This is a genomic window from Rhizobium sp. Root482 (assembly GCF_001426565.1).
In the GTDB taxonomy this organism is placed as follows: Bacteria; Pseudomonadota; Alphaproteobacteria; order Rhizobiales; family Rhizobiaceae; genus Pararhizobium.
In genome coordinates this window covers 40,719-60,451 of record NZ_LMFA01000022.1, presented here as the reverse complement: position 1 = coordinate 60,451, position 19,733 = coordinate 40,719, and the positions used below count along the sequence as shown (strand labels likewise).

The following is a 19,733-nucleotide window of genomic DNA, read 5'->3' as shown; positions in this document are numbered from 1 at the left end:
GTCACGCCGTGGCCTCCGTTTCCGGCCGTTCGGTTGCCGAAAGGCGCTGCCAGAGGGGGGCCATGGCCGTGGCTATATCCGCATAGAGCCCGTAGCGGCGGCCGTAATGCGCGGCGAGCGTAGGGTTCGGCTGATAATACCGGTCGGTCCGTACCATGGCGTCGGCACCCTCTGTAAAATCGGCAAAGAGGCCGACACCCGTTCCTGCCGCAATCGCCGCACCGAGAGCCCCGGTTTCCCGTGACATGGCGACGGAGACAGGCATATCAAGCACATCGGCGAAGATTTGCGGCCAGAGGCGGCTGCGCGATCCGCCGCCCGAAAGCACCGCCTCGTCGAAACTGGCACCTGCCTTGCGGATGGTTTCGATATGCTGGCGATGGCCGAAGGCCACGCCTTCGAGCAGCGCGCGGATGAGGTGCCCCTTTCCATGCCAGCCGGCAATGCCATAAAAGCCCGCCCGCGCATGGCCGTCCTGCTGGGCGCCGTAGAGAAAAGGATGGTAGAGCGGATCGTCGGCTAGGGGTTCGATCGCTGCCGCGAGCGCGCAAGCTGCGTCGAAGGGCGACACGCCGTCCGGATAGTCGCCGTCGAAGAACTCGCGCACCAGCCATTCCAGATTGGCGGCGGATGTCGCGCTGTTTTCCATCCCCATATAGCGGCTGCGGTCAAAGGTCGAGGACATGAAGACCGGACCATCGAGCACCGGTCCATCCATGATCACCTGGTTGATGCTCCAGGTGCCGGCGATGATCGAGGCGCTGCCGGTGCGCGACACGCCCGAGCCGAGCGCCGAAGCGACGACGTCGAACAGCCCGCCGATGACCGGCGTGCCCTCGGCAAGCCCGGTTTCGGCCGCCACCTCCGCAGTCACATGCCCGGCAATATCGGCGCTTTCGATCAGCGGCGGCAAAAGGTCCATGCAGTCGGCAAGCCCATAGGCCGCCATCAGCGTCTGGTCGTAGCGGCGGGCGGCGAGATCGAGCAGGCCGGCGCCCGACATATCAGACACTTCGCTGACGCGCTTTCCTGTGAGCCGGTTGACGATAAAATCCTTGGAAAAGAAAACCATGCCGATGCGCTGGAAGAGCTCCGGGCGGTGGCGCTTCAACCAGGCGAGCAGCGTCGGCGTCTGGGAGGGCCAAGGGCGCTGCCGGGCGATCGGCGCCGTCCTATCGCCGACGCCTTGCGCGCGCCATTCCTCGACAAGCCCGGTCGCCCTGGTATCGAGCGACTGGATGCCGATGAGCGGCTCGCCCTGTCGGTCGAGTGCATAGAGCCCGTTGCCGTGGCCGGCGCAGCCGATCGCGGCAATATCCGTTGCCGCGATACCCGCCTTGTCGAGGCAGGTGCGGATGACGCGCCGGGCATTGGCCCAAAGCTCACCGAGATCGCGCTCCACATGACCGGGAGATGGCATGCGGCTATGGCCCTCCTCCCCGGCATAGGCGACTTCCCTGCCCGCGAGATCGAATATCACCGCCTTGATGACGGTGTTGCCGGCATCGAGCCCCAAAAGATATTTTTCCATTTCGAACCCTCCCAAGGCTCCGTCAGACTTTTTGCGCGGCGCCGATCCCTCTTCTCTCCAGCGGGGAGAAGGTGGCCCGAAGGGCCGGATGAGGGGGCCTAGCCGCCCACTCAAAGTTTGCCGCACCACCCCCTCATCGCCTCGCATATGCTCGGCACTTCTCCCCGCCGGGGAGAAGAGGGAACGCGCCCTTCCCTTATCCCCGCTGATAGACCGCGATGGCCTCCTCGCCGCTCGCATCCTCGTGAATGATCGCCATGAGCCCGCGCACGACGGCGCTTGGATTGGCGTGCTGGTAGATGTTGCGCCCGTAGACCATGCCCATTGCGCCCTGCCGCATCAAGGCGGCGGACTTGGCGAAGACGGCCGACAGGTCTTCCTTTCCACCGCCGCGCACCAGCACCGGGCAGCGCGCCGCCTCCACCACGCGGTGGAAATCCTCCGGATTCGTCGTCGGATCGGCCTTGACGATATCGGCACCCATCTCGCGGGCAAGCCGCGTCAGGGTGACTATCTTGTCGGCATCGCCGTCTACCATATAGCCGCCGCGCTCGGTCACCGGCTGCATCACCAGCGGCTCGATCATCAGCGGCATGCCGTATTTTTCGCAGTCCGCACGCACGCGCGAGATGTTCTGCACGCATTGGCGGAAGAGGTCCGGCTCGTCCGGCAGCATGAAGAGGTTGACGACGACGCAGGCCGCATCCATCTGCAGCGCGCCGATCAGCGGCTCGGCGTCGTTCTGCAGCACGGCCCACATGTCGCGATGGCGGATGCGGTTATAGGGGTTTCCCATGTCGATGCGCATGACGAGCGCCGGCTTGTCCTTGCCGGGCAGGTCCTGCAGCAGGTCTGCCTGGCCGTAGTTCATCTGGATCGCATCGGGCTTCGCATCGACCAGCGCCTTGACGACGGCAGGCATGTTTTCCAGCCCGTCGAGGAAGGACGGCTCGTTGCACACGCCGTGATCGATCGCCACGTCCAGGCAACGGCCGTTGCCGAACAGCCGGTTCATCCGGACTTTGCGGTTGTCTCGCATGGTTCACTCCTGTGTTGGTTCCTTGCGGAAAGAATTGCCTCCGTGACGCCGTGACGGTCGTTCAGGAGGGTGAGAAAAAATGCGCGCTCCTTGGCCATGCGTGTAGGCGACCAGCCTTTCTCAGTGGCGAGGATGCCGAGAACGGCATCGGTCATGGCAAGCGAAAGTTCGCCGGCAATGGCAAGCGCCGTGCGTCGCAGCAGGAGATCGTCCAGACGCTCGACCGCCTCGTGGCGGATAAGGTGGAGGATTTCACGCATGCTGTACCCGGCATGCGGCAAGGCCTGATCGGGCTCCAGGGCGATGAAGCCGGCGATATCCTGTGCATCGGTGCCATAGCGGGCAAAGAGCGTGGCGGCACGCTCGACAGTGATGCCCGTCGCCACGACAAGCTGGCTGATCCAGATCTCCGGACTTTCGGGAAAGGCACGTCCTCCCCCGAAGCTCCGCTCGGCGGTGTCCATGTGACGCGGAAGGCCAAGCCGCGCAAGGGCCATGTCGGCGGCAAGTTCGCCGAAGGACCGGAAGGTCGTCCATTTGCCGCCGATCATGCACAGCACCGGCGGCCCGCCGCCTTCGCCTTCGAGCATGGTGCAGAAATGATCGCGCGGGATGCGGCCGGTAAAGCTATCCTTGCTGGCCGGCAGCGGCCGCACGCCTGAAAACTGGAAGACGATTTCGTCCGGGCGGATGGCGATGCCCGGCAGCACGAAGGCGAGCGATTGCAGGATATAATCCCTCTCGTCCGCCTCGCAGCGCACCGTGCCGGGATCGTCCACCCTGATATCCGTCGAGCCGACCAGCACCTTGCCGAGATAGGGAAAGAGGATGCAGATGCGCCCGTCCTCGTTCTCGTAATAGATCATGTGCCCATCGAGCATGTCGCGCAGGCCGGCATTGTCGATGATGAGATGCGAGCCCTTGGTGCCGCCCATCAGGGGGGCGGGACGGGCCTCCTCGGGAAAGAGCGTGCCATTGGCGATGTCGATCCAGCCGCCGGTGGCGTTGATGATCAGCGACGGCTGGATTGCCGTCGTCTCGCCCGAAATACCGTCGCGCAGCAGAAAACCTGCGGTCGGCGCCTGTTCGATCGTCGCATAGTTCAGGGCGCCGGCATTGCGGCCGGCCGAGAGCCCATCGCGCAGAAGTTCGATACCGATACGCTCCGGATGGCTGACCCAGGCATCGAAATAGGTGGCGGAGCTGCGGATCGCCGGATTGAGGGCGGGCCATTTGGCAAGCGTCGACCTGCGTCCGCGGAACTGATGTTTCGGCATCAGCGCCCGCTTGCGCGTCAGGAAATCATAGATGCCGAGCCCCGCCTTGATGGCCAAGGCGCCACGGCGGCTGGGGCGGCGGGTGAGGCCGAGGAAACGGACGATGCCGTTGCCGAGCCCCGAGAATATATCGAAGATCGGAACCGTGGTCGGCAGGGGTGCGACATAGTGCGGCGCGTTGCGCAGCAGTCGGTCGCGCTCGACGAGCGATTCCTGCACCAGGCTGAACTCGCCGTTTTCCAGGTAGCGCAGCCCGCCATGCACCATGCGCGACAGGGCGGCACTTGCGCCGGAGCAATAATCGCCCTTTTCGACGAGGAGCACGCTGACGCCCTGCAGCGCAAGCTCGCGAAAGACGCTGAGCCCGTTGATGCCGCCGCCGAGGACGCACACGTCCACTTTCGGGCTTTCGCGAAGCCCGTCCAATATTTCTTCACGGTTCATGATGGCAGTCCGTTATCCGTCCATATCGGTCAGCTTCGCCGCAAGCGCAGCATTGATGGCGCCGAGATCTTCCGCAGGGAGCCGAAGCGTGCCGGCCCGGGCATTGTCGAGCGCCTGTTCCGGATTGCGGGCACCGCACAGCGCAAAGGTCACGCCCGGTTGCGCCAGCGTCCAGGCGATCACCACCTGAGCGATGCTGGCACCATGCCGCTCGGCAACGGGCCGGATCGCGTCCGAAAAATCGCGGGCCTTCTGCCGGTTGGCGACGGAGAAGCGCGGATTGTCTTTGCGCTGGTCATCGCCCGAGAAGACCCGGTCCGGCCCGATGGTGCCCGAAAGCAGGCCGAGCGCCAGCGAGGAATAGCTGAGCGTCGAGACGCCGTTTGCAAGAGTAAGAGGCAGCAACTCCGCCTCGATCCCGCGATCGATCATGCTGAACCGTTCCTGGATCGCATCGAGCGCGCCGGTCTCTATATACTGCCGAAGCTCGGAACCGCTGACATTGCTGGCGCCGATGGCGCGGATCTTGCCGGCCCGTTTCAGTTCCTCCAACGCCGCGACAGTCTCCTCGATGGGCGTCGTCGCGTCCTGCCAATGGGTGATATAGAGGTCGATATAATCGGTGCCGAGCCGGCGCAGGCTTTCCTCGACCTCATGGATGATCGAGTCGCGGCCAAGATAGCGATGGACCGGCTTGCCGTCCTGGTCGAAGAAATGACTGCCCTTTTGAGTGTGCCAGACGAGCCCGCATTTCGTCGCAATCACCGCCTTGTCGCGACGGCCGGCAAGCGCCTTGCCGACGATCTCCTCCGAGCGGCCAAGGCCATAGGCCGGCGCCGTGTCGATCAGCGTCACGCCCGCATCGAGCGAGGCCTGGATCGCGGCAACGGATTCTGCCTCGTCTGTCCCGCCCCACATCCAGCCGCCGATCGCCCAGGTGCCGAGCCCGACGGCCGACGCCTTGACGCCGGAGCGTCCGATCTCGCAGATCAACTGTTCGCCGCTCATGCCGAAAACCCTTCCTCGGATGCAATTTCAAGAATACGCGCGCCGGTCGCCTCGTCGGTGACAAGCGTGTCGAGATGGTTGCCGCGCAGCACGCTCAGGATCGGGCCCGCCTTGTTCAGGCCGCTGGCGACGCCGATCTTCGTCGGGATCGAGGCGAATTCCGGCAAAGTGAGCGAGACCAGCGAACGGTTGAGGCTGTAGTCGCAGACCCGGCCGTGGTCATCGAGCAGATGGGCGAGCAGTTCGCAGCTGGCGCCCGAGCGCTGGATGGCCGCCCGGTCGGTGCTGGAGGACGGGTGCAGGTCGTAATAGCTCGAATCGTCCGTCAGGATCGAGCCGATGCCGACGATGGCGATCTTTGCCTCCCGCGCCCGCTTGAAGACGTCGGCGACGGAACGCATGTTGATCAGCATGCCCCGCTGCTCGGCATTGTCGGCAAAAAGCGGCGCGTGGATCTGGTAGGATCGCCCGCCAAGCCTGTCCGCCATCAGAGTCGAGACGTGGTTGACGTCGGTATAGTGCTTGCCCTGAACGCAGCCGGTCGCCGGGATCACCTCGACATCGAAACGGCGCTGCGTCTCGAGCCCGGCAACCACGGCGCTGACGCCCTTGCCGCCGGTGATGCAGATCGTGTCGCCATCAGCGATCTCCTCGATCAGCAGCCGGGCCGCGGCCTCGCCGACTGCCTGGAGTGCCGTCTGCGGATTGTCGGAAACCGTCGGCACCACGACAGCACGTGTGATGCCGCCGAGTGCCAGCAGCCGCTCCTCCATGTCCACCAGCGGCTCGACCGGCGACTTGATCTTGATCTCGACGAGGCCGAGCTGGCGGCCGCGCTTGATCAGCCGATTGACGGTGGCATGCGAGAGACCGAGCCGGTCGGCGATCTGCGCCTGCGTCAGGCCCTCCAGGAAATGCAGGACGAGCGCCTGGTGCATCTGGCGGGCGATGACGATTTCCTCGCGCGGCGCGCTGGTCGTCTTGGGTTTCAGCTTAGCGATCGGCATGTCAGGCGGCCTTCCGCTTGTGCAGGAAATGGTCGATGGAAACAGCGGCGAGCAAAATGCACCCCTTGATCATGTCCTGCCAATAGACCGAGACATCGAGCAGGATCAGCGACGAGGTGACGACCGAGAGCAGCGCGATACCGAGGATGGCACCGAGGATCGTGCCGGAGCCACCATTGAGCGAGGCGCCGCCGATCACCGCCGCGGCGATGATGTTGAGCTCCATGCCGACGCCGAAGGTGGGGGTGGCGGCGCCGAAACGGGACATGTAGATCACGCCAGCGACACCGGCGAGCGTCGAGCAGAGCACCGTCACCCAGAATTTGACCTGGTTGGTCCGAATGCCGGAATAGAGCGCCGCCTTCTCGTTGCTGCCGGTATAGAAGACCTTGCGAAAGGCGGTTGCCCGGCGCAGCAGGAAATCGAACAGCACGACGACGGCGACGAAGATCAGGATGACATAGGGCACGCCGTGGAACGTGCCCTGCCCGACAGCCTTGAAGCCGGCCGGCAGCGTGAAGAGCGACAGCGGCGTGCCCTTGGTGATGACAAGGCAGAGGCCGCGCACGATCACCATGGCCGCAAGCGAGGTGATGAAATGGTTCAAACCCACCACCGTCACGAAGAAGCCCATGATCGCGCCGATGACACCGCTGGCCAGGATGCCGATCAGCGAAGCCGTCCAGGGATCGAGCCCGGCAAGAAACAGTGAACCGGACAGCACCATCGCAAAGCAGACGACCGAACCGACGGCCAGATCGATACCGCCGACGATCAGCAGGATCGTCATGCCGACCACGACGATGCCCTCTACCGAAAAGCTCATCAGCATGGCACGGAAATTTCCGAGCGTCAGGAAGTGCGGCGAGGCGAAAGTCATGGCGATGCAGAGGGCAAGGATGATCGCGATCAGACCCGCTTCGCGCATCGTGCCGATGCGCTTGAAGGAGGATGTTCCGGGCGTCCCTGCCGCCATCGTATCGATTGCCATTCCGGTCTCTCCCAGGTTCTTCTCACGCGGCATGGCTTGCCGCCTTTGCCGTGCCCATTCCCGAGGCAAGGCGGATCACGGCCTCCTCCGACATCTCGTCCGCGCCCAGCTCGCCGGCAATCCGCCCCTCCCGCACCACAAGCACGCGGTCGCAAAGCCCAAGGAGTTCCGGCATTTCCGAGGAAATGACGACGATGCCGATGCCCGAGCGCGCGAGATCGCGCAGCAGGCGATGAATTTCGGCCTTGGCGCCCACGTCGATGCCACGGGTCGGCTCGTCCATCAGGATCACCTTGGGCTCGACGGCAAGCTGCTTGGCGATCGCCACCTTCTGCTGGTTGCCGCCGGAAAGCGATTTGACCGGCGCCTCGACGCCAGCCATGCGCACGGCAAGCCGCCGGGCAAAATTCTCCGCCAGCGCGGTCTCCGCACGACGCTTGAGCAGCCCGGCCGGGTTGGTCAGCGCCTTCAGATCCAGCACGGAAATATTTTGCGCGATAGACAGTTCGAGAAAGATCCCGGAACCCTTGCGGTCCTCGGAAAGATAGACGATGCCGGCCTTCACGGCATCCGCATAGGCCGTGATCTTCTGCGCGTCGCCATGCAGGCGCACCGTACCCGCTATTCGCGGCCGAAGCCCGCAGATGCCCTCGGCAATCTCCGTGCGACCGGAGCCGATGAGACCGCCGATGCCGAGAATCTCGCCCTTGCGCAGGTCGAAGCTGACATCCTGGAAACGCGCGCCGTCGCTGATGCGATCGATCTCAAGGATCGTCTCGGCGGAGGCTTCCCCGGACTTGAGCTTGTCTGGATAGAGCTGGGTGATCTCGCGGCCGACCATGCGGCGCACCACCTCGTCCGGGGTCACGTCGGCGATGTGGTCGGTGCAGACATAGCGGCCGTCGCGAAACACGGTGACCCGGTCGCAGAGGCTGAAGATCTCGGCCATCCGGTGGCTGATATAGATGATCGAGATACCGTTGGCCTTGAGGGTGCGGATGATCGAGAAGAGCTGCTGCGCCTCGGTTTCGGTCAAGGCGGCCGTCGGCTCGTCCAGGATCAGCACCCGGCAGTCGAGCGTCAGCGCCTTGGCGATCTCGACGAGCTGTTGGCTGGAAATCGGCAGATCGGCGACCTTGCCGCGGACGTCGATGGCGGCCAGCCGGTTCATCACCGCCTGCGCGTCGCGCTCCAGGGCCCGGTAATTCATGAAGGGCGCGCGGCGGCGGTTGGTTGCCGCCATGAACATGTTTTCAGCCACCGTCGCATCCGGGCAGAGGGCGATTTCCTGGTGCACGAGCCCGATGCCCAGCGTCTGGGCGGCGGCAGGCGAAGATATGCGCACCGCCTTGCCATCGACGCGGATTTCGCCTTCGGTCGGCTGCAGTACCCCGGCAATGATGTTCATAAGCGTCGACTTGCCGGCACCATTTTCGCCGCACAGCGCATGGACCTCCCCGCGTTCGAGCGTGAAATCGACATCGGTCAACGCCCTTACCGCACCGAAATGCTTGGTCACGCCATGAATGGTGAGCACCGGCTCCGCCATCGTCATTGTCCCTTATTCACGCCATCGTACACAAAATGAAAGCGGCTGCGACAGCCTTCCTCTTCTCCCCACCGGGGAGAAGTGCCGAGCAAAGCGAGGCGATGAGGGGGTATCTCCGCTTGCTCCAGGCAAGTCATCCCCCTCATCCGACCCTTCGGGCCACCTTCTCCCCGCTGGGGAGAAGGGAAGAAGCCGACGCCCTTACTCTTCGATGCCCTTGGTGCCACGGCGCTTCAGGTACTTGTCCCAGTAGAAGTCATCGGCATTTTCCGCGGTAACGATGGACAGGCCGTTATCGACGACCGGGATGCTCATGGCGTTGAAGCCGGAGCGCTTGGCGTCGTTCATCGGATCGATTAGTTCGGGATGCTTGGCAAGCCACAGAAGCATGAAGCCCATGTAACCCTGCATGCCCTGGTTCGGATTGATCGAGCCGAAGACTTCGCCGGCCTTGATCATGTCGAGGATATTGGCGTTGACGTCGGCGCACATGACGAGAACCTTGCCGCCGTTTTCCTTGGCGGCCTGCGATGCGCCGATCGCCGAATTGGCTTCCGGCATGAAGACGGCGCCGAGGTTCGGATTGGCCTGGATAAGGCTCGAAAGCCCCTGATAGGCTTTTGTCGGATCCTGGTTGGATGCGGCGCGGCCGACAAGCTTCATGTCCGGCCACTTCTCTTCCATGCGACCGATGAAAGCGGTGATGCGCTTGTCGTGATTGTCCTGGCCCGGATTTTCAAGGACCGCATATTCGCCCTTGCCGCCCATCTTCTCGGCAATCGCATCGGCGGCATAGACGCCTTCGCGGTTGTTGTCCGAGGTGATGAAGGACACGCGCTTGGAGAGCGGTGAATCGGCCGCGAAGGTCACGACCGCCGTGCCCTGGTCGATCGCCCGGTTGATCGGCTCGATGAACGGATCGGAGTTCATTGGATGAACGAGGATGCCGGCCGGGTTCTGTGCCAGCGCCTGGTCGAAAGTGGCGATCTGCTTGTTGACGTCATATTCCGGCGTGCCGGTATATTCCGTCTCGCAGCCGAACTGCTGGCCGGCCTGCTTGAACATCTCGTAGACCGGGAACCAGTATTCCACGCCAGAGACCATGACGTTCATGACGTATTTCTCGCCCGGCTTGCAGCGGAACGGATTTTCCGTCTCCGCGGATGCAGTACCGGCAAGAAGCGTTGTTGCAAGGACCGCCATCGCGGTCGAGCTGATAAATTTGCGCAAGATTCCTCCTCGAGGCCGAAGCCCCTCCCAATAGCCCGAGGGCGCCGTTGAGACGCCGCTGATCGCGTTGAAACCGAACTTCCTCCTCGAAGTGCGGTAGGCGCAATAAACGCGAACGCCACAACGCTGTCAATATAATTCATTCATAGAAATATATTTCATGAAAGCCGTGAGTCAAACTCGTCGATTGAACCGGAGCATTGAACTGGGCGTCCACCGGCGCGTGTCGCAATCTCGATCCATGCTGACTCACTTTGGCACAGGCGATCAGCTTTTGCTGGCGCCCGTAAAGCTCATTGGAGCAAATATCGCAGCCTTTCCAACGCCCGCAGCAGCCCGACTTGCCCCTGAATTGCCTCCACCCTAGATCAAGCCTCATGGATAATGAGCGTACCACAGGCACCTTGAAATCGATCGGGCCGTCTTCGCACAAGCCCCTGCCGAAATTGAGCCCGGCCGTGGTCGGCGAAGTCGAACGGCTTCTGGGGGGACGCACGCGCGATATCCGCCTCGACGGTGAGTTGGCGCGCCTTTTTCGGGAGCGCTCCTGGCCGCAGGCTGCCAAGATCATTCGGGCCTGGATGTTCTGGGTGATTGTACTCGATATCCTGACCTTGGGCCTCAATGCGATCCTGCTTCCGACCGAAACCGTGGCGTCGATGCTTCTGCCGGCCTCCATCCTCCCGCCCGCGGCTCTTTTCACGGCAATCGGATTTCGCAAGCCGCACGCTTTCTGGCTGCGTGGATTACTGGTGCTTTCCGGCGTGTTTCTGATCCTGCTGTCGGTGGCCCTGGTGGGCGTGAACACGGGCGGCGAGTTTTATGAGCGCCATTTGACCATCATGCTTTTCGTGGCGGTTACAGCCATCGTCATCTTTCCCGTGCCACTCGGTTGGGCCATCACGATCGGTGGATCCGCTCTCGGCATCTATCTGACGTTTCAACTGCGCAATCCGGGCATCGAAGTGGGAAGCGCGCTTGCCGGGACGCTGTTCTTTGCGAGCGGCGTGGTGGCTACCGTGGAAGCGCGACGGACCGCGACGATCCTGGCGCACAAGACCTTCCTGCTTGAATTGCGGGACCGAAGCCGCCTTTCCGACCTGACCGAGATCAATGCGCGGCTGGAATTGCTTGCCCGCACCGATCCGCTGACGGGCGTCGCCAACCGGCGCTCGATGATGGAGACACTCAATCGTTTTTGGAACGAGGACATCGAACGCACCGGCGATGCGGCGATGCTCATGTGCGACGTCGACGACTTCAAGAACCTCAACGACAATCTCGGGCATGCCGAGGGCGATCGATGCCTGGTCAAGATCGCCGGCATCATCCAGAGCTGCATGAAAGACGAAACGGACCAGGTTGCCCGTTTCGGAGGTGAAGAGTTTCTCGTCTTTCTCCCAGGCTGCGATGAAGAGCAGGCGAGAATGGTCGCAGAGAAAATACGCAGCCGGGTGGAAGCTGCCTCTCTTCCGAACCCCACATCCCGCGTCATGGCCTTTGTCACCGTGAGCATCGGACTGGCGACATTGACGCGCGCCGGTGAACGCGTCCCGGCCGAGCTTCTCCAGCGCCAGGCGGATGCCGCGCTTTACGTGGCGAAGAAGTCCGGCCGCAACTGCGTCATGGCCTACACGCCGGAGAGCCAGGCCAGGGCGTAGACATGGACAGGCACGGCGGGGCGGTTCAATGCATGCGTCATTGGCCGCCCCGCCTTAGCCCCTGCGAATGTCTCAGCTTGCCTGTTTCAGCACGTCCGGCACCTCTTCTCCCGGCGTGCCGAGCCAGACCTTGAGTTCGCGCAATCGCGCCTGGATATCACCGACATCGATAGAGGAGGTCGGCACGCCACGGCTGGCGGCAAGTGCCGCGGCGATCGCGGCAGCTTCGCCGGTCATGGTGCAGGCCGGCACGTTGCGGGTGGAACCGAAGGCGATGGCATCGGCCGAAATGCAGCGACCGGCGATGATGATGTTATCGACCTTGAGCGGCACCATGGTGCGATAGGGAATGCCATAGCCGATGCCGACATGATCCATGATCGCGCGGCTACCGCCCGGCTCATGGACGTCGACCGGTGAATTGCAGAGCCCGATCGCATCCTCGAACCGTCCATGGCCGCGAACATCGGCTTCGGTGATGGTGTACTGCCCGGTGATGCGCCGCGTTTCGCGGATGCCGAGCTTCGGCGCAACTTCGAGGAAGATGGCATCCTCGAAACCCTTGACGTAGCGCTGCAGGAAATCGAAAGCGCAATAAGCCTGCTTGCGGATCTCGATCTCCGCCTTGCTGAGATCGCGGTCGTCCAGCCCGTTGCCTTGGAAACGGGTGACGTTGACACTGATCTCGCCGGGGATCAGCCCGGTCTTCATGGTAATATGGTCTTTGGGGATGATCCAGTCGAATCCCTCGGCCACCTTATCCTTGATGCGCTGTTGAAACCCGGTCAGCAAAACGGCCATCGCATAGTCCTCGTTGCGCTCGCCGGCCTCCTTTGGATAGACGACTTCCCACATATCGGCACGGTTGGCTTCGCAATCGGCAATCAGCCGGGGAACGTTGACATTCAAGACGCGGAAATAGGAGGTGATCGGCTGCGTCAGCCCGTCGCCGTCGCGCCCCAGCATGAAATCCGCTCCGGCAAGAGCTGCCACGTCGCCATCACCGGAGGCATCGACGAAGGCCTTGGCAAGCACCAGGCTTTCACCGGACTTGGTGCGGATGATCAGCCCGTGGACGGCGCTGTCCTTCATCACTGTCTGGACGACCATGGCCCGAAGCAGCACCTCGACGCCCGCCTCTTCGACCATCTCGATGATGACGCGCTGCATCACCTCGGCATCGAAGGTTCCGGTATACTTGCCCCAATAGGATTCGCGCACGCGACCGTCGGCACCCTTGTACCCGACACAACGGTCAAGCATTTCGTGGAAGATCGGCGAATTGATCAACCCGGTCGGCTTCGTCAGACGGCCACCGGTAATCAACCCGCCGAGAAATCCGGTTCCCTCAAGCAGCAGCACCTTTGCGCCTTCGCGCGCCGCGCGGATGGCTGCGACGATGCCGGAGGAGCCCGCGCCGGTGACGACGACGTCATAAGAGCCGAAGAGATTCATGGAGATAGTCCTTTCAAATGCGATGGCGACGGAAGCTTCGGCCCGCCTTACCCGTTGAATTCCATCACGTAGAGACCGGCATTGTAGTCGGTCACGTAGATGAGGCCCGCTTTATCGACGAAGATATCGCAGGTCTGAATAATCGGTTTCTTGCCCGGGCGCTGGTCCATCATCGAGCGTGGCGGCGGCGGCACCAACGCACCGACTTCCCTCGGCTGGCGGGCATTGGCGATATCGAAAACCCGTACGCCTGCATTCTGCCAGGTCGAAAAGATCAGGGTCGAACTCTGGAAGGTTCCCGGCCGGTTCTCATGGATATTGTGAGGGCCGTAGTGCGCACCCTTGTGCGGATAATCGGCATCGGTCGGCGGCGGCATGGTCGAGACCGGCACGGGATTGGCCGGGTCCTTGACATCGAACAGCCAGATGTTCTTCAAGCCATCCTCGAAATCGTCCAGCACCGCCTCGTCCAGCACGACCAGCAGGTCGCGATCGGCAAGCGGCAGGCAATTATGCGTGCCGCCCTGGAATGGCGGCGACCAGTTGACATGCTTGATCAGCTTCGGATTGGCACGGTCGGCGACATCCATCACCACGAGACCGGCATCGCGCCAGGCGCCCCAGGCGATATCGCCGTCGACGAGCGCATGGTGCAGTCCGAATTTCCTGTTGGCTTCCCATGACGGGATCTCGCCGGCAGCCTGGTTCATGCCCGGCAGCGCATAGCGTCCCGCTTCGCGCGGTTGCGCCGGGTCGGACATGTCGATGGTCATGAAAATGAAATCGGTATAACCGTCGAGCAGCGCCGACACATAGGCCCATCGGCCACCCGTGTACCAGATGCGGTGAATGCCGCCTGACACCGGCATGAAACCGATCCGTTTCGGCTGGCCAGGCGTCGAAATGTCATAGACTGCCAGCCCGGCATCCCAATTGCGCGCCCCCGTTGGCCTGGTGGTACCGAGCGCGGTTCCGGCGGCGGCCTTGTAATAACTTGCCTCGTCGGCAAAGGCGGCATCAGCGAAGACATCCTTGCCGTGGATTACCAGAAGCAGGTTGTCGGCCACCTGGAGATGGACGTTCCAGGTGTTCGCAGGTGCCGCGACATATCCCGCAGGCTTCGGATTTTTAGGGTCGCGTACATCGACGATCGAAAAGCCCTGGCTGAACAGATGGCCGATATAGGCAAAACCATTTTCCACCATCACCTGAATGCCATCGGCCCGGCCGCCCTGATCCGAGTGTCCGATAAGGCGCATGTTGCGGGCGTGGTCCGGCTTCATGATATCTGTCGTGTTCACTACAAGCTCCTGAACGTCATTCATTCGGTAGAGGGCCGGGGCGCGCCTTGATCCGCGCCCCGGCTTGTCATTCGGGCGGAATGATTACTTGACCATGTTGCCCCAGTTGTCCGTGCTGTCGACGTTTTCCTTCCAGATCATCACCGGCTGGATCAGCGTTTCCTTGGCGACCGGCTTTCCGGCAAAATGGTTTTCCATTTCCCCGACAATCGAAGTCCCCATCGAGAAGGGGTTCTGGCCAACATCGGCATCCTGCGTCCCTTCACGGATACGCTGCAAGCCGAGCGGCGTTCCGTCGAAGCCGATGACCGGAATATGGCCTTCCTCGCCGGGCTTCTTCAGGCGATCGATCTGGCGCAGCGCCGAGACGACGCCGCGGATCATCTCGTCGTTGTGTGCCCAGATGGCTGCCACGTTCGGATCGCGGGTAAACGCATCGACGGTCAGCGTCTGCGCATTGTCGGCCGTCCATTCGGCCTTCAACGTTTCGATCTTGATATCCGGATATTTTGCGTCCATCTGGTCATGGAAGCCCTTGTAGCGCTTTTCCGACTGGCCGGAACCGATGGCGCCACGCACTTCGAGAACGAGACCCTTGCCGCCGGTCAGCTTTGCCACGGCATCGGCAGCGGCAGCGCCGCCGGCAACGTCGTCGAATGTATTATAGGCAACCCATTCGCCTTCGGGCGGCAGGTTCTCCAGCATGAACAGCGGGATTTTCGATTCATTCGCCTTGCGCACGCCACCCTGCAGGAGGGTCGCATCCACCGGGTTCAGAAGGATGATATCGGGCTGCTTGCTGACGACGTCGAGCAGCTGCGTCGTCTGGGTGCTGGCGTCGCCCTTGCCGTCATAGACGGAAATGGTCATGCCCTTTTCAGCGGCGAGCTTCTTGACGTGCTCGACCAGCGTGACCTGGTATTCGTATTGCAGGCCGAAGGCGATATAGGCAAGGCTTTTGCCTTTCAGCGCGCTCTCCTGCGCAAGGGCAGCCGTGCCGAAACCCGCGCTTCCCATCGTCAGTGCTGCGGCACCTGCAGCAAGGCTCAGAAACATCCGTCTGGTCGTCGTCATTGTTCTGTTGATATCCATGGTTTTTCTCCTCCCAATTGGACCACTTCTCCCGAACGACAGACAAGGAGAACCCGAGCATAACCGCTTGCGGTGATGCGTCCTGTTGCCGATGCTGTCACGAAAAGGCACGTTCAAAGGCAAGCCGCGCGGTGCTGTGGAACGCGACTGGACGGACTTGCCGATGCTGTTCTGCTAGGACGGCTTTTGTTGTTTGCCAGCCTTGGTCGCGATAACCTTCTTGCGCATTCCAGCCTCCAGATAGCTTCTCCGGTAGACATCGAGTGCGGCGGCCGCTGCAATCACCAGGCCGCTCACCACCGAGTCCCAGTTCGGCGGTACGTTCAACAGGTTGACGGCGTTTTGCACCAGTCCGAGCAGCAGGACCCCGAGCAGCATGCTGCCTATATTGCCTTCGCCGCCGAACAGGCTGACGCCGCCGATGACGACCGCGGCGATGACGGCAAGCTCCAGTCCCTGCGCAGCGGTTGCCGCGCCCGCCTCGAAGCGTGCGGTGATCAAGAGACCTGCGACGGCAGACATCAGGCCCGAAATCATGAAGGCGGCGATAATCACACGCTCGGTCTTGATACCGGCGAGCCTTGCCGCGAGCGGATTGCCGCCGGTTGCATAGACGGACCGGCCGAAGCGGGTGCGCGACAATACGATCTGGGCAAGGGCGGCCAGAACCAGGGTCAGCACGATCACGCCCGGAATGCCGAAAACGCGACTTGCCTGAAGCTCGATGAAAATGCGTGGCACTGGCGCGATGTTGGTGCCGCCGGAATAGATATAGGCAAGGCCGCGGGCGATCGTCATCGTAGCCAAGGTTGCGATCAGCGCCGGAATGCGCAGCTTCGTCACCGCAAGACCGTTGATCAGGCCGACACCCAGACCAGCAACGAGTGCGGCCAGGATGGCAATCTCAGGCGAAAAGCCCTGGAACTGGACAAGGCCGACGGCAAGGACCGATGACAGAACCAGCACGGAGGCCACCGAGAGATCGATGCCGGATACCAGAATTACGAAAGTCTGACCGATGGCGACAACCGCGATGATGGTTGCCGACTGCAGCACGTTCTCGATATTGCGGATGGTTGCAAAGACCGGGCTGAGCGTGCTCATCACCGCGCTACCCAAAAGAATAACCGCCATCAGGCCGAGGCTTTGCATCAGGTCGATGAAGGACAATTTACCCCGCAGCGACGAAAGCCCTCCGGATCGCCGGGGCACAAGATCGGTCATAGGTGCGTTCTCCACTGCCATTCGTCGTTCTCCTCGCCTTGGTGCCGCGCGCATCCTCCGGATGCAGACATGCAGGCGCCAATATTAGAATATTCTTTCATCCAGGCGCTCGCCCGGATGACGCGCTTAGCCTGTCGTGGCAAAGCTCATGATCGTTTCGCTGGTCGCCTCTTCCCGTGTCAGCGATGCGGAAATCCGGCCGGAGCGCATCACCAGCACGCGATCGGTGAGCGTCAATATTTCCGGCAATTCCGAACTGATGAGCAGAATGGCCATGCCGCTTTCGGCCAATCGCAGGATCAGCTCGCTGATTTCCGATTTCGCCCCGACATCGATGCCCTTTGTCGGCTCGTCGAGGATCAACAGTTTCGGCTTGCGCGCCAGCCATCGGGCCAGCACCACTTTTTGCTGATTGCCGCCCGAGAGCGTTGAAACACGCGTGCTCGATGACGGTGTCTTGACGGACAGAGCCCGAATCTCGCGATCGGCGATCTCCTGCTCCCGGGCCATGCTGAGAAACCCTAAACAGGAGATGCGATCGAGCAGGCTGAGCGTTACATTACTCTTGACGCTCATCAGCCCGACCAGGGCCTGCCGGCGGCGGTCTTCCGGAACAAGGCCGATTCCAGCCTCGATGGCGGCCTTCGGATCATTCGGCCGGATCGGTTCCCCGGCAATCTCGACGGAACCGCTGTCATAGGGATCGATGCCGAAGATGCACGAGGCAACTTCGCTGCGCCCTGCCCCGACAAGGCCGGACATGCCGACGATTTCGCCGGCACGGACGTCGAAGGAGATATCGCTGAGCACGTTCTGGCGCGAAAGATTGCTGACCCGTAGCACCACGTCGCCAATGGGGCGTTTGCTGAGAATCGTATCGCGAACCTCACGACCGACCATCATGCGAATGACCTTGTCGTGGTCGAGCTCGCAGATCGGACGGCTGCCGACCAGTCGGCCGTCGCGCAGAACCGTGACGCGGTCGGCGATCCGGAAGACTTCGTCCAGCCAATGCGACACGAAGACGATGCTCATGCCTTTGCTTTTCAGATCATCGACGACTGCAAACAGGCGGTCGATTTCCGGTGGCGAGAGCGAGGTCGTCGGCTCATCCATGATGAGGACCTTGGAATCCTCGGAGATCGCCCGGGCGATCTCGACCAATTGCTGGTCAGCCGACGACAGGCGACCGGCAGGGGTGGAGGGATTGAGATGCGGGGCGACCCGCAGAAGAGCGGCGGCCGCCTTCGCGCGCTGGCGCTTCATCTGCACCCAACCATAGTGGGTCGGCCATCGGCCGAGCATGATGTTTTCCGCCACCGACATGGCCGGCACCAGATGCGCATCCTGGTGAATGGTCGCGATACCGATATGGTGGGCCGAGGACGGGTCTGCATGCAAAGGCGCGCCATCGACCGTGATCTCGCCGTCATCCGGCGCATAGAAGCCGGCCATCATCTTGATGAGGGTGGACTTTCCCGCACCGTTTTCACCGAGAAGGGCCGTCACCTCTCCCGCCCGTACATCGAAATCGACATTGTCGAGCGCCAGCACGCCGGGAAAGGACTTGGTGACGCCGCGGGCCACAAGAACGGCGCGAGGGACACTTTTGTCGGCCGGCGGCGCGATATGATCGGCAATGCTCACGACAACGCTCCAAGGCGCACGGCAGCCAGGCTTCTTGCGAACAGGCGCATGAACGGTCCCCCAATTGTTTTGCGGCTCCTCCAAGAACCAGCCACAGACTGAAAGAGCATGCCCTTTCGCTGCGATTACGGCACGCTATTGGTCCGGTATTCGCTTGTCAACTGGTACTTATAGCAGACCAGTAAATTTTTCTCCTCCATAGATAAAACCACCCTCATGGGGACTGAATATTTCGAGCACGGATGACCGACGCCTCCGACAAATTGACATTCAGATTTTTCATTCGCCAATAACATCTCTAACTATAAGAAAATAAATGACTTTACAAAACACCTCACCCGTCATCAGCCGGGATTTCGGGCGGTGATCGGGACGCCGCCTTCGGGGAGCGCCCTCCTGAACAGCCCATCCTACTGCCGCGATTTTTATTTTTTCAGGTGACAGCGTCAGAACAATCGTTTAACTGGTCCATTAACTAGTCCAGCGTCGGTGAGCAAATGGCAACTCCGCTTTCCCCTCTACACGAAACGATCCACAAACAGACGGCCAAGGAAATGATCCGGGACAAGATCGTTTCCCTGATCGCTTCAGGCATCCTGCAGGTCGGAGACGAACTGCCGAGCGAGCGAGAATTGGCGACCATGCTGATGGTCAGCCGCGAGACCGTGCGCGGCGCGGTTCAGCGCCTGGCATCCGAAGGTATCGTTCAGGTCTCCCAGGGCGCCCGTACGCGGGTGGCAAGGGTCGACGTCGAAGTCGGCGCCCAGAGGATCGGCGTCACCAACCCCACATCGATCAATGGATACAGCCTCGACGCCGTCCACGCCGCCCGCCTTCTCGTGGAAACCGCCGTCGTCGCCGATGCGGCCAAGCATCTGAGCGACGACGATATAAGGCGGCTGGAGGATTCGATCGCTGCCCAGCAGATGGCGTGCAACGATCCGGTCCGCTTTCTCATCTGCGACCGGGAATTCCATCTGACGATCTATTATGCGTCGCCAAACCGGCTGCTCGCCGATTTCGTGGTCGATCTCTACACCTATATGCTCGACCATCGCCGTATTGCCATGGCCCAGCCCGGCGCCATCGAAAAGAGCCTGGAGGACCACCGGTTCATCGTTCGCGCACTTAAAATGCGCAATCCGGACGCCGTGGCTGCGGCCTTCTCCGAGCATATTCTGCGCATCCACGATACCAGCCTTGCGGTCGATGAAGGGAAAAATGCCCAAGCGGCGGCCCCCTTCACCGTCACGGATGGCGACAAGGAGCCCGCTTGA

15 protein-coding genes are annotated in these 19,733 nt (G+C 62.0%); 2 read left to right on the top strand and 13 right to left on the bottom strand.

Features of this window, described 5'->3' with window-relative positions:
• Position 1 precedes the first annotated feature (1 nt).
• The 8 genes from ASD31_RS16385 to ASD31_RS16350 form a co-directional block, all read right to left on the bottom strand.
• The gene (locus tag ASD31_RS16385) at positions 2-1,531 is read right to left on the bottom strand and encodes an FGGY-family carbohydrate kinase (protein WP_056335993.1); all 1,530 of its coding nucleotides are present in this window, start codon (positions 1,529-1,531) and stop codon (positions 2-4) included.
• Between the two features lie 196 nt (positions 1,532-1,727).
• Positions 1,728-2,570 carry a class I fructose-bisphosphate aldolase gene (locus tag ASD31_RS16380; RefSeq protein ID WP_056335990.1) on the bottom strand — a complete coding sequence of 281 codons (843 nt, stop codon included), beginning with the start codon at positions 2,568-2,570 and terminating at the stop codon, positions 1,728-1,730.
• The gene (locus tag ASD31_RS16375; RefSeq protein ID WP_056335987.1) at positions 2,543-4,291 is read right to left on the bottom strand and encodes a glycerol-3-phosphate dehydrogenase/oxidase; all 1,749 of its coding nucleotides are present in this window, start codon (positions 4,289-4,291) and stop codon (positions 2,543-2,545) included. The genes ASD31_RS16380 and ASD31_RS16375 overlap by 28 nt, the downstream gene beginning before the upstream one ends.
• Positions 4,292-4,303: 12 nt before the next feature.
• Positions 4,304-5,299: an aldo/keto reductase gene (locus tag ASD31_RS16370; protein WP_056335984.1), complete on the bottom strand. Its 996-nt coding sequence runs from the start codon at positions 5,297-5,299 to the stop codon at positions 4,304-4,306.
• Entirely contained in the window at positions 5,296-6,306 is a 1,011-nt protein-coding gene (locus ASD31_RS16365) for a sugar-binding transcriptional regulator (RefSeq protein WP_056335982.1), read from the bottom strand. Before ASD31_RS16365 ends, ASD31_RS16370 begins: the two co-directional genes overlap by 4 nt.
• Before the next feature lies 1 nt (position 6,307).
• Entirely contained in the window at positions 6,308-7,297 is a 990-nt protein-coding gene (locus ASD31_RS16360) for an ABC transporter permease (protein WP_056335980.1), read from the bottom strand.
• Between the two features lie 22 nt (positions 7,298-7,319).
• Positions 7,320-8,846, bottom strand: a complete 1,527-nt coding sequence (locus tag ASD31_RS16355; RefSeq protein WP_056337162.1) for a sugar ABC transporter ATP-binding protein — start codon at positions 8,844-8,846, stop codon at positions 7,320-7,322.
• A gap of 201 nt (positions 8,847-9,047) precedes the next feature.
• The gene (locus ASD31_RS16350; protein ID WP_056335977.1) at positions 9,048-10,076 is read right to left on the bottom strand and encodes a substrate-binding domain-containing protein; all 1,029 of its coding nucleotides are present in this window, start codon (positions 10,074-10,076) and stop codon (positions 9,048-9,050) included.
• A 377-nt stretch (positions 10,077-10,453) separates the two neighbouring features.
• Here ASD31_RS16350 and ASD31_RS16345 point away from each other — a divergent pair, with 377 nt between their 5' ends.
• On the top strand, positions 10,454-11,737 hold the full coding sequence (locus ASD31_RS16345; RefSeq protein ID WP_082520598.1) for a GGDEF domain-containing protein: 1,284 nt from the start codon (positions 10,454-10,456) through the stop codon (positions 11,735-11,737).
• 72 nt (positions 11,738-11,809) lie between these two features.
• Here ASD31_RS16345 and ASD31_RS16340 read toward each other — a convergent pair whose 3' ends face one another.
• The 5 genes from ASD31_RS16340 to ASD31_RS16320 all read right to left on the bottom strand — a co-directional run bounded on the left by ASD31_RS16340 (position 11,810) and on the right by ASD31_RS16320 (position 18,456).
• Positions 11,810-13,192 carry an FAD-dependent oxidoreductase gene (locus ASD31_RS16340; RefSeq protein ID WP_056335974.1) on the bottom strand — a complete coding sequence of 461 codons (1,383 nt, stop codon included), beginning with the start codon at positions 13,190-13,192 and terminating at the stop codon, positions 11,810-11,812.
• 47 nt (positions 13,193-13,239) lie between these two features.
• On the bottom strand, positions 13,240-14,475 hold the full coding sequence (locus tag ASD31_RS16335; protein WP_082520616.1) for an LVIVD repeat-containing protein: 1,236 nt from the start codon (positions 14,473-14,475) through the stop codon (positions 13,240-13,242).
• A gap of 102 nt (positions 14,476-14,577) precedes the next feature.
• Entirely contained in the window at positions 14,578-15,585 is a 1,008-nt protein-coding gene (locus ASD31_RS16330; protein ID WP_056335968.1) for a sugar ABC transporter substrate-binding protein, read from the bottom strand.
• A 174-nt stretch (positions 15,586-15,759) separates the two neighbouring features.
• Positions 15,760-16,809, bottom strand: coding sequence for an ABC transporter permease (locus ASD31_RS16325; protein WP_056335966.1), 1,050 nt, complete (start codon positions 16,807-16,809; stop codon positions 15,760-15,762).
• A gap of 126 nt (positions 16,810-16,935) precedes the next feature.
• Positions 16,936-18,456: a sugar ABC transporter ATP-binding protein gene (locus tag ASD31_RS16320; RefSeq protein WP_244483872.1), complete on the bottom strand. Its 1,521-nt coding sequence runs from the start codon at positions 18,454-18,456 to the stop codon at positions 16,936-16,938.
• 497 nt (positions 18,457-18,953) lie between these two features.
• On the opposite strand from ASD31_RS16320, the gene ASD31_RS16315 reads away from it, so the two are divergent.
• A complete protein-coding gene (locus ASD31_RS16315; RefSeq protein ID WP_056335963.1) occupies positions 18,954-19,733 on the top strand; it encodes a FadR/GntR family transcriptional regulator in 780 nt (259 codons plus the stop codon).

Bases quoted from the DNA above. Each gene is read 5' to 3' on its own strand.
- ASD31_RS16385 (WP_056335993.1), bottom strand. From the start codon at position 1,531: ATGGAAAAATATCTTTTGGGGCTCGATGCCGGCAACACCGTCATCAAG.
- ASD31_RS16380 (WP_056335990.1), bottom strand. From the start codon at position 2,570: ATGCGAGACAACCGCAAAGTCCGGATGAACCGGCTGTTCGGCAACGGC.
- ASD31_RS16375 (WP_056335987.1), bottom strand. From the start codon at position 4,291: ATGAACCGTGAAGAAATATTGGACGGGCTTCGCGAAAGCCCGAAAGTG.
- ASD31_RS16370 (WP_056335984.1), bottom strand. From the start codon at position 5,299: ATGAGCGGCGAACAGTTGATCTGCGAGATCGGACGCTCCGGCGTCAAG.
- ASD31_RS16365 (WP_056335982.1), bottom strand. From the start codon at position 6,306: ATGCCGATCGCTAAGCTGAAACCCAAGACGACCAGCGCGCCGCGCGAG.
- ASD31_RS16360 (WP_056335980.1), bottom strand. From the start codon at position 7,297: ATGGCAATCGATACGATGGCGGCAGGGACGCCCGGAACATCCTCCTTC.
- ASD31_RS16355 (WP_056337162.1), bottom strand. From the start codon at position 8,846: ATGGCGGAGCCGGTGCTCACCATTCATGGCGTGACCAAGCATTTCGGT.
- ASD31_RS16345 (WP_082520598.1), top strand. From the start codon at position 10,454: ATGGATAATGAGCGTACCACAGGCACCTTGAAATCGATCGGGCCGTCT.
- ASD31_RS16340 (WP_056335974.1), bottom strand. From the start codon at position 13,192: ATGAATCTCTTCGGCTCTTATGACGTCGTCGTCACCGGCGCGGGCTCC.
- ASD31_RS16335 (WP_082520616.1), bottom strand. From the start codon at position 14,475: ATGAAGCCGGACCACGCCCGCAACATGCGCCTTATCGGACACTCGGAT.
- ASD31_RS16330 (WP_056335968.1), bottom strand. From the start codon at position 15,585: ATGGATATCAACAGAACAATGACGACGACCAGACGGATGTTTCTGAGC.
- ASD31_RS16325 (WP_056335966.1), bottom strand. From the start codon at position 16,809: ATGACCGATCTTGTGCCCCGGCGATCCGGAGGGCTTTCGTCGCTGCGG.
- ASD31_RS16315 (WP_056335963.1), top strand. From the start codon at position 18,954: ATGGCAACTCCGCTTTCCCCTCTACACGAAACGATCCACAAACAGACG.